13 protein-coding genes are annotated in these 11851 nt (G+C 35.6%); 3 read left to right on the top strand and 10 right to left on the bottom strand.

What is annotated here, in order from left to right:
• A partial coding sequence (locus BLR30_RS07100; RefSeq protein WP_317041389.1) for a transposase occupies positions 1–183 on the top strand: 183 nt, incomplete at its 5' end.
• A 35-nt stretch (positions 184–218) separates the two neighbouring features.
• On the opposite strand, the gene BLR30_RS07095 is transcribed toward BLR30_RS07100, so the two are convergent.
• The 9 genes from BLR30_RS07095 to pgi all read right to left on the bottom strand — a co-directional run bounded on the left by BLR30_RS07095 (position 219) and on the right by pgi (position 7631).
• Positions 219–830 (bottom strand): outer membrane beta-barrel protein, encoded by a 612-nt coding sequence (locus tag BLR30_RS07095; RefSeq protein ID WP_089856510.1) that lies wholly within the window; start codon positions 828–830, stop codon positions 219–221.
• Entirely contained in the window at positions 814–1629 is an 816-nt protein-coding gene (locus BLR30_RS07090; protein WP_089856508.1) for an ABC transporter ATP-binding protein, read from the bottom strand. The genes BLR30_RS07095 and BLR30_RS07090 overlap by 17 nt, the downstream gene beginning before the upstream one ends.
• A complete protein-coding gene (locus tag BLR30_RS07085; protein ID WP_089856506.1) occupies positions 1630–2382 on the bottom strand; it encodes an MlaE family ABC transporter permease in 753 nt (250 codons plus the stop codon).
• Between the two features lie 105 nt (positions 2383–2487).
• On the bottom strand, positions 2488–3858 hold the full coding sequence (locus tag BLR30_RS07080) for an exopolysaccharide biosynthesis polyprenyl glycosylphosphotransferase (protein WP_089856504.1): 1371 nt from the start codon (positions 3856–3858) through the stop codon (positions 2488–2490).
• A 41-nt stretch (positions 3859–3899) separates the two neighbouring features.
• Positions 3900–4529: a 7-carboxy-7-deazaguanine synthase QueE gene (locus tag BLR30_RS07075; protein WP_089856502.1), complete on the bottom strand. Its 630-nt coding sequence runs from the start codon at positions 4527–4529 to the stop codon at positions 3900–3902.
• 7 nt (positions 4530–4536) lie between these two features.
• Complete coding sequence (locus tag BLR30_RS07070) at positions 4537–5421, bottom strand: bifunctional 5,10-methylenetetrahydrofolate dehydrogenase/5,10-methenyltetrahydrofolate cyclohydrolase (RefSeq protein WP_089856500.1); 885 nt, start codon at positions 5419–5421, stop codon at positions 4537–4539.
• 133 nt (positions 5422–5554) lie between these two features.
• Positions 5555–5719, bottom strand: coding sequence for a hypothetical protein (locus BLR30_RS17685; protein ID WP_175443619.1), 165 nt, complete (start codon positions 5717–5719; stop codon positions 5555–5557).
• Positions 5720–5728: 9 nt separating this feature from the next.
• Positions 5729–5947, bottom strand: coding sequence for a hypothetical protein (locus tag BLR30_RS07065; protein ID WP_089856498.1), 219 nt, complete (start codon positions 5945–5947; stop codon positions 5729–5731).
• Between the two features lie 43 nt (positions 5948–5990).
• Positions 5991–7631 carry a glucose-6-phosphate isomerase gene (gene pgi, locus BLR30_RS07060; RefSeq protein ID WP_089856559.1) on the bottom strand — a complete coding sequence of 547 codons (1641 nt, stop codon included), beginning with the start codon at positions 7629–7631 and terminating at the stop codon, positions 5991–5993.
• A 189-nt stretch (positions 7632–7820) separates the two neighbouring features.
• On the opposite strand from pgi, the gene BLR30_RS07055 reads away from it, so the two are divergent.
• Positions 7821–9251 carry a glycoside hydrolase family 125 protein gene (locus BLR30_RS07055; RefSeq protein WP_089856496.1) on the top strand — a complete coding sequence of 477 codons (1431 nt, stop codon included), beginning with the start codon at positions 7821–7823 and terminating at the stop codon, positions 9249–9251.
• A gap of 69 nt (positions 9252–9320) precedes the next feature.
• Here BLR30_RS07055 and BLR30_RS07050 read toward each other — a convergent pair whose 3' ends face one another.
• Complete coding sequence (locus BLR30_RS07050) at positions 9321–10229, bottom strand: DUF4349 domain-containing protein (protein WP_089856494.1); 909 nt, start codon at positions 10227–10229, stop codon at positions 9321–9323.
• Between the two features lie 203 nt (positions 10230–10432).
• Here BLR30_RS07050 and BLR30_RS07045 point away from each other — a divergent pair, with 203 nt between their 5' ends.
• A complete protein-coding gene (locus BLR30_RS07045) occupies positions 10433–11791 on the top strand; it encodes an acyl-CoA dehydrogenase family protein (RefSeq protein WP_089856492.1) in 1359 nt (452 codons plus the stop codon).
• Positions 11792–11851: the final 60 nt, after the last annotated feature.

Genomic DNA, 11851 nt, shown 5'->3' with positions numbered 1-11851 from the left:
ATTGAAACCATAAATGACGAACTGAAGAATCATTGTCAGGTTGAGCACACCAGACACCGAAGTGTGAACAATTTTATAATAAATATTTTGGGAGGACTAACAGCATATTGTTTCTTTCCAAAGAAACCGTCACTCAACTTGAAAAAGGTAAATGACGGTCAACTATTTTTAAACTTTGCTTAAACCGAACTCAGGTTATTTATTCTTTAAAAATTCGATTAAAACTTATACCCTACACCTACCATAAAAAGGTTAGGTCTGTTGTCGTACCGAATTTCTTCACTTGTATTTTTATTGATAAATTCTCTCGAATCTTTACTGAAAGCACCTTCGTATCTCGCGTTCAGAATAAGTTTAGAGATTTCTACCTGAGCGCCAAATTGATATCCTACCGTAAAATTGTCTCTTGCATTTTCCTTAAAGTCATTGAAAGTATCTTCTTTGGCTAAATTATAACTTGCTACCGGACCTACGAAAACACCCAGTGTATTTCCTAAGATATTATATCCTAAAAGAACTGGCAAATCTATTCTGCTGCTTTTAATATCGAAAGTTGTATTGGCTGTGGTAAATTCATTTTTGAAATTGGTATAATACAATTCCGGCATCAGATAAAATGAAGTAGGCAATCCTACTTTCAAAGACAATCCTACGTTGAAACCTGCATTGTTCTTTCCTTCACCTTCAATCGCTTGGTTTACTGTTCCTTTAATATTCTCCCACGAAGGTGAGCCTGTAGGGAATATTATATTAGCTTTTCCTGCAAGAGAGATCTGTGCAGAAGCCAGAATAGAGAAACCTATGAATGCTATACTAAGAATCTTTTTCATTATCTTCTATTTTTGTAATGGTATTATCAATGGTTTTGTTATTTTCAAGCATGTATTCTCTCAGCTCTTTAAATAATTCTGAAGAATAAACGAAATCAATAAGATTTTTATTGCCTGCGGTAATCAGGATATCTTTGTTGCCTTCCCATTCTTTGATTCCCAATCTCAGATATACAATTTTCTCGCCAATCGTCATGACGGAATTCATATCGTGGGTATTGATAATTGTCGTTGTATTGTATTCTTTTGTGATTTCCAAGAGTAGATCATCAATTACATTAGATGTATAAGGATCCAGTCCTGAGTTTGGTTCGTCACAGAAGAGATATTTAGGGTTGTTGACAATTGCTCTTGCAATTGCTACACGTTTCTGCATACCACCAGAGATTTCGGACGGAAATTTTTTATTGGCTTTATCAAGATGTACTCTTCCGATAACCTCGAAGACTCTTCTTTTCTTTTCCCTGAATGTAAGATTCGTAAACATATCCAGCGGAAACATAATATTTTCTTCTACTGTTAAAGAATCAAACAGAGCGCTGCCCTGAAAAACCGTCCCAATCTCTGCCCGAAGTTGCTGTTTTTCTTCCCTTGACATGACGTTGATGTCTTTACCATCAAAAAGAATTTCTCCTGAAGTTGGCTGATAAACATTAAGCAGACTTTTAAGAAATACCGTTTTCCCGGAACCACTTTGTCCTATAATTAGGTTTACTTTCCCTTTATCGAAAGTTGTTGAAATTCCTTTAAGTACTTCAACTTCATCAAAACTCTTTTTAAGATCTTTTACCTCAATCATTTAGCTTAATATTAATTGGGTTAATAGTAACTCTGAAAGGATAATGAATACCATCGTCCAAACTACCGCCTGTGTACTGGCTCTACCTACTTCCAGTGAACCGCCTTTCACATTATATCCATAATAAGAAGGTACGGTCGCTATAATAAAAGCAAAAACAATTGTTTTGGTAAAGGCATAATAAATAAATAAATTCGGCATATACATCTGGATTCCTACAATATAATCATTGGTCGTCCAGTTTCCGGTTAAAATTCCGGCCACGTATCCTCCGCCAATACCAAATACAATACTTATTGCAATTAATAAAGGATTAAATATAACACAGGCAACGATTTTCGGCAAAATCAAAAAGTTAGGAGAATTTACTCCCATAATATCCAATGCGTCAATCTGCTCTGAAACCCTCATGGTTCCGATGCTTGAAGCAATATAAGATCCTACTTTTCCTGCAAGAATGAGGCTTATAATAGTGGGCGAAAATTCCAAAACCAAAACAGCTTTTGTAGCATAGCCTACAAAGGAGGTTGGGATGGGAAAGGAAGAAGCATCAAAATTATTGAACATCTGGATGGCAACAACAGCTCCTACAAATATAGAAGTGAAGATCACAAGCCCAAACGAATTCACACCTAAATCGTTGATTTCTCTCATCAGAAGTTTACGGAAAACGTTCATTTTCTGTGGCTTCTGTATCGATTTACCGAGAAGGATGATGTATTCTCCGACTGCTGTAAAAAACTTTTTTAACATTCTGCTAAATTAGACTTTTTTTTATTTAATTCATTAAAGGTTAAGGGCAGATCCAAGCTCTGTTCAACATTTCATTTTAATATATCATAATGTAGACCAAAATCCTTATTTTGCATTTTTATCTCCACCAATCACCAGTAAAACAGTTTTTAAAATAATTACAAAATCAAGCATAAAACTCCAGTTTCTTACATAGAATGCATCTGCCAATACTCTTTTGTTCATTTCCACTTCTATATCGCCGGCATCACCACGTAACCCATTTACCTGCGCGAGACCTGTGATTCCGGGAGTTACCATACTTCTCAGGCTGTATCTTCCGATTTTAGGTTTGTAATAATTATCTACCGCAAGCATATGAGGTCGAGGTCCTACAATTGACATTTCACCCTTCAAAACATTAAAAAACTGAGGCATTTCATCAAGGCTCGTCCTTCTTAAAAATTTTCCGAAACGGGTAATTCTTACATCATTTTCCTCTGTTGTTTTTGTTGAAGATTCTTCATTAACAATCATTGTCCGGAATTTAATGCATTTAAAAACTTCCTCATGAAAACCATATCGTTCCTGAATGAAAAACACAGGGCCTTTGGAGGTTGTTTTAATGAGAATCGCAATAATGGGAAACAGCCATGAGCAGATCCCAATCATTATGACAACGGAAAACACAATGTCAAAAATTCTTTTCAATAGAAAATTAGAGTAATAGTCCAGTGGATATTTGGTCTGATTAAGAACCGGTTGTGTCTGGATATACCCCAAGTCGTAAAGGAAAAAATCACTTTGAGTAATACTCGGAATTAATGAAATATGAACTTTGTTTGCTTCTGCTAGCTTAAAAATTTCCTTTTCAATAGCAGGAGTGTAAGAGTTTTCTATAGGAATGAATAAAGTATGAATTCCGTTTTTTTTCCAGAACTCGATCAATTCATCCGTTTTTATTTCGCCAGATTTATACTCAAAAATTTTATATCCGTAATCTTTTCTGTCCCTTAAAATATTTTTTAAAACTTCAGTAGAGCTGTTTTCATTTAAGAACATAATATTCCTGTGATTGATCCCCAGACTTCTGACATATTTTATACTGAAGAATATCAGTGATTTAGCTAAAAAAATAAAAAATAACAGGTAAAATGAAAGCCAATAAATATCTGAGTTGAAAAAAACATTATAGCTTACTTTTCCGATCAGCAAAACTCCGAGAATAAACAGCAGGAAATGGATAAGCAGACGTTCCAGAAACAGGGTATAAGTGAGATTTCTCGGGATATTATAAATTCTTGTTCTGCCACTCAAAAGCATCCAGAACAAAAATAGCAATATTAAAGCAAACGAATTCTGATACCAAATTTCCTGGTTTTGTTTAACATTTTGATTTCTGGTGATATAAAAGAACATAAAAATAGATGCAATAACCAGAAGGTCAAGCAAAACAATGATCGATTTCAGGTATCTGGAGTATCGGATTCTCTGCATCTATGATAATAACGGATACGAAAAGCTAATTTACATATTTTTTACGGGATATTCAGATATTTGTGGGTCTGAACTGAAGCCCGCCATTCGGGATGTTCCAAAATAAAGTCTGTGATTTTAGGATACATTTCATCGCGTTTACTCCATTCGCTCTGAAGATATAATGTGCAGTTATCCGATACCTTTGCGGCCTGCTCTTCTGCAAATTTAAAATCGTTATTATTAAAAACAATGACTTTAAGTTCGTGAGCCTTTTGATAGATTTCTTCCTTCGGAAGCCCAGTTTTTTTAGGAGAAAGTGTAATCCAGTCGATATGTCCACTCATCGGGTAAGCTCCCGAAGTTTCGATATGAATAGTGCAGCCAAGCTCTTTTAGCCTGGATGTTAAAACATCAAGGTTCCACATTAGAGGCTCACCACCTGTTAAAACGATTGTTTTGCAGTGTTTTGCAGCAGTCTCTGCAATTTCTTCTGCATTCATTAAAGGATGTAAATTAGGATCCCAGCTTTCTTTTACATCACACCAGTGACACCCCACGTCGCAGCCGCCCAATCTGATGAAATAAGCAGCTTTTCCGGTGTGTGCTCCTTCTCCCTGAAGAGTGTAAAAATGCTCCATTACAGGGAGCATTTTACCTTCTTTTAATAATATATCTTCTATTAAATCCATTTTAAAATTAGTCGTTATAGACTGAAGTCTTATAGGCAATGATGGTGTTTTTCATCAACATTGCTCTTGTCATAGGCCCTACACCTCCGGGAACAGGGGTGATCCAGCTTGCTTTTGCTGCACAGCTGTCAAAATCTACATCACCTGCTAGATAATATCCTTTTGGAGAGTCATCATCCACTCTTGTAATCCCTACGTCAACGATTACTGCTCCTTCTTTAATCATATCTCCTTTCAGGAAATGAGGATCACCCAAAGCTGTGATGACGATGTCTGCTTTTTTAGTGTATTCTTCAATATCTTTCGTGTAAGAGTGTGTAAGCGTTACAGTTGAATTTCCAGGGAAATCTTTTCTTCCCATCAGGATGCTCATCGGTCTTCCCACAATCTTGCTCCTTCCGATGATGACACAGTCTTTACCTTTTGTTTCAATATTATATCTTTCCAGTAATGTTAAAATACCGAATGGAGTTGCCGGCAGGAAAGTATCCATTTCCAGCGCCATTCTTCCGAAATTTTCCGGGTGGAAACCGTCAACATCTTTTCTTGGATCAATAGCATTGATAATTTTTTCCTGATCGATCTGATCTGGCAGAGGTAATTGAACGATGAATCCGTCAACTGCTTTAGATTTATTTAATTCATCGATTTTTTCCAATAATTCGGATTCAGAAACCGTACTTGGAAATTTAATTAAGCTTGATTGAAAGCCCACTTCCTCACAGTCTTTTACTTTTGAATTGACGTACGCTTTGCTGGCTCCATTGTTTCCGACAAGAATAGCTACCAAATGTGGCGCTCTTCTTTTTCCGGCAACGATTTTTTCTACTTCAGCCTTGATTTCCTGTTTTATTTCTTTGGATATTTTTAATCCGTCAAGAATTTCTGCCATTTTTATTTATTACTTTTATTACTAGATTTTTAAGGATATTTTTCCGGGTTCTGATGAGTGCAGAAAACGGAGAGGATATAAATCATTTTTTCATCTTTACTAATTTCATAGAAAATAATATAAGGAAATTTCTTTACAGTGAAGCTCTTACATTTCTGTGTCTTTTCTGAAAATACGGATTTGTAATTATTCTATCAATTGCCAGATCTAATTGTTTATTAAAGTTTTTTAAAACCCTGACTGAGATATCAGCATAATAATCTATTGCTTCTTCAATGTCTTTTTCGGCAGTGGGCAAAATTTATAATTAAAGTCCATATTTAGCTCTGATTCTTTTTAAAGATTCTTTGCCATCTACAGATTGTGATCTGTCTTGTTTTAAAGCTTCATCAATCACTCTTTTCATTTCATCCGTCAGCTCAAAATCATCCTCATTCTTTTCAAAGCTGATCTTCATTTTTTTCAAAAGATTTTCCATTAAAGTTTCCTCTTCTTTATCTTTAAGATGTATGGTAATGGTACTCATGTGTTTTTATTTTTTATCAAAATTAATGAAAATCAGCAATAATTTATTTATTCGCTTTATAATAATTAATCAGTCCGTTTGTTGAAGAGTCATGTGAGCTAACAGTCTCATTGTTTTCAAGTTCCGGAAGAATTTTGTTGGCTAAAACTTTTCCTAATTCCACCCCAAACTGATCGAAACTGAAAATGTTCCAGATAACGCCCTGAACGAAAATTTTATGCTCGTACAACGCAATTAACTGACCGAGTGAAAAAGGAGTTAATTCATTGAATAATATAGAGTTGGTTGGTGTGTTTCCCTGGAAGACTTTATAGTTTAACAGGAATTCGATTTCTTCATCTGATTTCCCTGATGCTTTTAATTCAGCTTCAACTTCTTCCTCCGTTTTTCCAAAGGCAAGTGCCTCGGTCTGAGCAAAAAAGTTGGCTAATAATTTATCCTGATGATCGGAAACTTTATTCGGACTTTTTGTATAGGCAATAAAATCTGCCGGAATCAATTCAGTTCCCTGATGAATTAATTGATAAAAAGCGTGCTGTCCGTTTGTTCCCGGTTCTCCCCAAATAATTGGTCCTGTTTCATATTCTACGAATTCGCCATTTCTGTCCACACATTTTCCGTTACTTTCCATATCTCCCTGCTGAAAATATGCTGGAAAACGATCCAAATATTGAGAGTAAGGAAGAATAGCATGAGTCGTTGCCGCATAAAAATTACGGTACCAAATACCGATCAATCCCATCAACACAGGAATGTTTTCACCAAAATCTGCTGTCTGAAAATGCTGGTCTGTATCATAAGCTCCTCTTAACAATTGTTCAAAGTTTTCATATCCTACGGCAAGTACGATACTTAAACCAATCGCACTCCAAAGCGAATACCTTCCGCCTACCCAATCCCAGAATTCAAAGATGTTTTCTTCTGCTATTCCGAAGTTTTTAACAGCTTCAATATTAGTGGATAAGGCAACGAAATGCTTAGCAACATCTTCCTTTTTTCCAGCTTTTAAGAACCAATCTTTTGCTGAATTCGCATTCGTCATGGTTTCCTGAGTTGTAAATGTTTTGGAAGCAATGATGAATAAAGTGGTTTCAGGATCTAAGTTCTTTACAACTTCTGCAATATGATTTCCGTCTACATTGGAAACAAAATGAACGTTTAACCTTGTTTTAAAATGCTTCAAAGCAGAAACCACCATCACAGGTCCTAAATCTGAACCTCCAATTCCGATGTTCACAACATCTGTAATTTCTTTTCCACTGAAACCTTTGTGTGCTCCTGAAATAATGCTTTCGGAAAAAGATTTCATGTGATCCAAAACGCTTTTGATCAGAGGTTTGATATTTTCTCCGTCTACTATAATTTCTCTATCGGAAAAATCCCTCAAAGCGGTATGCAGAACTGCTCTTCCTTCTGTTTCGTTGATTTTGTCACCGGAAAACATTTTGGAAATGGCGTCTTTCAATTCGCATTCCTCCGCAAGATTTAATAGAAGATTCTTTACTTTAGAATCCATTAAGTTTTTAGAATAATCAAATAAAAAATTAGTTCTTTTAACAGAAAATTCATTAAAACGATTTTCATTATCCTTAAAAAGGCTTCTTAAATCAAAATCATTATTGGTAAATTCTTCGTCGAGTGCTTTCCAGCTGTTGGTTTGGGTAGGATTTATTTTTGATAACATATATTTAGAAATTAAAGGTTTGTGGCTTCGGATTTTGGATGGTTGAACTCCAAATCCTTTTGCAAAATTATTGATTTGCAAATTTACGGAATTTTACTCCAATCATGTTAATGGATGATTAAAAATCAGTTTGACGATTTTTGGTAAATATAAAATCATTATTTTTAAAATTAAATTTTTATCGTTACAATGATTAACAGACGGAATTTTATCAAGAAATCATCATTAGGACTTGGCTTTTTTGCATTACCGGCATCTGCAAAATTTATCTATTCAGAAGATTATATTTCAAAAAGACCAAGTTTGGCTCAAAGAAAATTTACTTCAGAAGCCGTTGAAAAGACTATTAAAACGATGAAGAAAGCGATCGCTGATGAAGAACTCGCCTGGATGTTTGAGAATTGTTTTCCTAATACATTGGATACGACGGTGAAATTTTATCACAAAAATAATAAGCCTTACACTTATGTCATCACGGGAGATATTGATGCGATGTGGCTCAGGGATTCTTCGGCGCAGGTTTATCCTTATCTCAGTCTGGCTAATGAAGATGAAAAGTTGAAAAATCTTCTTAAAGGAGTCATCAATAAACAGGTTGAATGTGTTCTTCTTGATCCATATGCCAATGCATTTTTCGATGATGCTAATAAAATAAGTGAATGGAAAGATGATCTCACCGATATGAAACCGGGAATTCATGAACGGAAATGGGAAGTGGATTCTTTATGCTACGTCATGCGTTTGTCTTACAATTACTGGAAAATAACAGGCGATACTTCTGTCTTTGATACAGATTGGAAAAAAGCAATGTTTCTGATTTTGCAAACTTTTAATGAACAGCAGCGAAAAGATTCAAAAGGGTCGTATCATTTTCAAAGAGCAAACGGAAACCCTTTGGATACTCAGTTTGCAGGCGGTTTTGGTAATCCAACGAAGAAAGTAGGACTTATTCATTCGATGTTCAGACCTTCGGATGATGCTACTTTTTATCCGTTTTTGATTTCTTCCAATATGTTTGCGGTGGTTTCTTTACGTGAAGCTGCTGAAATTTTTTCTAAAGTTTTAAAAGATGAAGAGTCTTCTGCTCAATTCAAAACCTTGGCTGCGGAAGTAGATGAAGCGATTCAGAAATATGCAGTCTTAAATCATCCAGAAGCGGGAAAAATTTATGCTCTGGAAATTGATGGTTTCGGAAATGCTTTGTTTATGGACGATGCGAATGTCCCGAATTTGTTATCAATTCCTTATTTGGGTTATGCTTCAAAAGAAGATGAAGTTTATCAGAATACAAGAAAATTTTCTTTAAGCAAGGCGAATCCGTGGTTCAGTGAAGGGAAATTTGCCAAAGGAATCGGCGGACCTCACATCGGAGAACATAAAATCTGGCCTTTAGGTTTAATTATGCAGGCTTTAACGACTGATAATAATGATGAAATTATTTCATGCCTGAAAATGCTTAAAACCACTCATGCCGGAACAGGATTTATTCATGAATCGTTTGATGTCGACAATCCTAAAGATTTTACAAGATCATGGTTTGCCTGGGCAAATACATTATTTGGCGAATTAATTCTTCATCTTCATAAAACAAAACCCGAAATTTTAAAGAGAAAATTTTAAGCATAAAACCTCCGGACTTTCCAGAGGTTTTTTAGTTGGATATATGTTGATAACCGAGGTTAGGATCGCTTATATTTCATTGGTGGGCTGTTGCTTTTTTGCGGGTTTTCTTTTTCTCACAACATAAAAGATTACGGCTCCGATTAATATGATTGGCCAAATGGTAATTAATCCGACTGCAATTTTTTGGATCAAATAAAATCCTTTCACGAATGCAGATTTTGCGCCATATACAAAATCAAACTTATATTCATCATCAATGCTCTTGGTATTAGTTATAGCGATTGTGGCAACTCTTACTTTAGGTTCTTTAATGTAAATATCGACGGTACTGTATTTTAAATTATCTGTTACGTCCATATTTGCCAATTGTTGCTGATTGGCTTCTGCCATATTTTCATTACTCATACTGACTTTGTCTTTATTGATCTTTAGTTTGTCAATATTTTCTTCTGTTTTTTTGATTCTTTTTCCTTCCAGTTCAGCATATTTTATCCCTGAAGTAACATCTTCTGCATTGATGGATCTTGAATTAAGAAATAATTTTTTGTCATTTATTAAAGTAAGTAATTCACCAAGTTTAGCAGTCGGAACTCTTACCTGCATCGTGTTCTCTGATTGATATTTTTTAATCAGCATTGCTTCCTTATCCGACGTATTATAGGTGTCTTCCGAAATAACATTGCTTTTCAGATCACTGTGTGTTACAAATCCTCCAAGTTCCTGTACCGATTTTTCAATGGAAATAGTCGCTTCGTAAACATCTTTTACTTCCATATTTACATTAGCGGTTTTAATGAACTGCTTGTCTTTTACACTCATCGTTGCTGCAGATGAAATACTGTCTGAAACAATTATTGTCGCGGAATCTGCTTCTGCACCGGCGTTATAATCTGCCGTTGCTTCTCCTTTTTTACAGGAATAAATTCCCAGTAAAAGTGCGCTTGCTAATGATAGTCTGATGTACGTTGTTTTCATAGATTTATTTTTTAATGTTTTGCTTAATCCAAAGTTCAGGCGGAATCATTTGTAATATTTGAAAATCACACGTAAAAGTTTTGTAAATAATATATGATGAATTAAATGTTTTACAATCAGCTATTTGTAAATTGTTCTGTCTGTATTGATACCATGTTCGGATTGATTTTTGCTGATGTTTTACAAATTAAATTTCAAATAATATGTCTAATACCTTTTCTAAAATCCGAAACGCTATAGAATTATTCAGATCCATTGATTTTGACCAGCTGAATGCTATTTCCCAAAAAGTAAATCTTCCGAAATTAATGGAGAATTTTTCTAAGCTGGATGATAAGCAATTGAAAGGCATGATGAAAATGCTTGACCCTAATAAGAAAAAGAAAGATCTTCCACCAATCGACGGAGATTTTTACGATATCTATCACACATTAAGCCCTGAGCAAAGGGAAATTCAGCTTAAAGTAAGAGATTTTATGGAAAAAGAAGTGAAACCTTTGGTGAATCATTATTGGCTGAGAGACGAATTTCCACATGAGTTGATTCCTAAATTCCAGAAGCTGAATATTTGCGGTGTTACTTATGAAGGATACGGCTGTCCTGGATTGCCTTTTTTAATGGAAGGAGTGCTGGCCATGGAAATGGCAAGAGTAGATGCTTCTATTGCGACTTTCTTTGGAGTTCAGTCTGGCCTTTCCATGGGTTCAATTTATATCTGCGGCTCCGAAGAACAAAAACAGAAATGGCTTCCTCAGATGCAGAAATTTGAAAAAATAGGAGCATTTGGATTAACGGAACCTGAAGTAGGATCCGGAGCGGCAGGTGGTTTAACGGTAACCTGTAAAAAAACTCCCGACGGATGGGCTTTAAACGGACAAAAAAAATGGATCGGGAATGCAACATTTGCAGATTTAGTGATTATTTGGGCAAGAGATCTTGATGACAGGGAAGTAAAAGGTTTCATCGTTGAAAAAGATAATCCCGGATATTCTGTGGAGAAAATTAAAGGAAAAATGGCTTTAAGAATCGTTCAAAACGGATTGATTACGCTTAAGGATTGCCTTATTACTGAAGAAAACCGTCTGCAAAATGCAAACTCGTTTAAAGATACGGCAAAAGTTCTACAGATGACCAGAGCCGGAGTTGCGTGGATGGCTACAGGCTGCGCAAGAGGTGCGTATGAAAGTGCTTTAGATTACACCAGAAAAAGAGAACAATTTGGAAAACCGATTGCTTCTTTCCAGATGATTCAGGGACATCTGGTGGAAATGCTTTCTAATCTTACGGCGATGCAGACGATGGTTTTCAGGCTTTCCGAAATGCAGGATGAAGGAATCTTAAAAGATGAGCATGCGTCTCTCGCGAAGGTTTTCTGTACGATGAGAACGCGCGATATTGTTTCCAGAGCACGCGAGGTCATGGGCGGAAACGGGATTTTACTGGAATATGATGTAGCGAGATTTGTTGCCGACGCCGAAGCAATTTATTCCTATGAAGGAACAAAAGAAATAAATTCATTGATCGTAGGAAGATCAATTACAGGTTTCAGCGCATTCGTTTAATGTCAATGGTCAATTGTAAATCTGCTTTGCTTGTCAATTTTAAATTCAATTGCGAAGCAA

It is taken from the genome of Chryseobacterium taeanense (genome assembly GCF_900099685.1).
GTDB classification, from domain to species: domain Bacteria; phylum Bacteroidota; class Bacteroidia; order Flavobacteriales; family Weeksellaceae; genus Chryseobacterium; species Chryseobacterium taeanense.
This window is presented reverse-complemented; position numbering and strand designations above follow the sequence as displayed.

Bases quoted from the DNA above. Each gene is read 5' to 3' on its own strand.
- BLR30_RS07080 (WP_089856504.1), bottom strand. From the start codon at position 3,858: ATGCAGAGAATCCGATACTCCAGATACCTGAAATCGATCATTGTTTTG.
- BLR30_RS07055 (WP_089856496.1), top strand. From the start codon at position 7,821: ATGATTAACAGACGGAATTTTATCAAGAAATCATCATTAGGACTTGGC.
- BLR30_RS07075 (WP_089856502.1), bottom strand. From the start codon at position 4,529: ATGGATTTAATAGAAGATATATTATTAAAAGAAGGTAAAATGCTCCCT.
- BLR30_RS07045 (WP_089856492.1), top strand. From the start codon at position 10,433: ATGTCTAATACCTTTTCTAAAATCCGAAACGCTATAGAATTATTCAGA.
- BLR30_RS07065 (WP_089856498.1), bottom strand. From the start codon at position 5,947: ATGAGTACCATTACCATACATCTTAAAGATAAAGAAGAGGAAACTTTA.
- BLR30_RS07050 (WP_089856494.1), bottom strand. From the start codon at position 10,229: ATGAAAACAACGTACATCAGACTATCATTAGCAAGCGCACTTTTACTG.
- pgi (WP_089856559.1), bottom strand. From the start codon at position 7,631: ATGTTATCAAAAATAAATCCTACCCAAACCAACAGCTGGAAAGCACTC.
- BLR30_RS07090 (WP_089856508.1), bottom strand. From the start codon at position 1,629: ATGATTGAGGTAAAAGATCTTAAAAAGAGTTTTGATGAAGTTGAAGTA.
- BLR30_RS07085 (WP_089856506.1), bottom strand. From the start codon at position 2,382: ATGTTAAAAAAGTTTTTTACAGCAGTCGGAGAATACATCATCCTTCTC.
- BLR30_RS07070 (WP_089856500.1), bottom strand. From the start codon at position 5,421: ATGGCAGAAATTCTTGACGGATTAAAAATATCCAAAGAAATAAAACAG.
- BLR30_RS07095 (WP_089856510.1), bottom strand. From the start codon at position 830: ATGAAAAAGATTCTTAGTATAGCATTCATAGGTTTCTCTATTCTGGCT.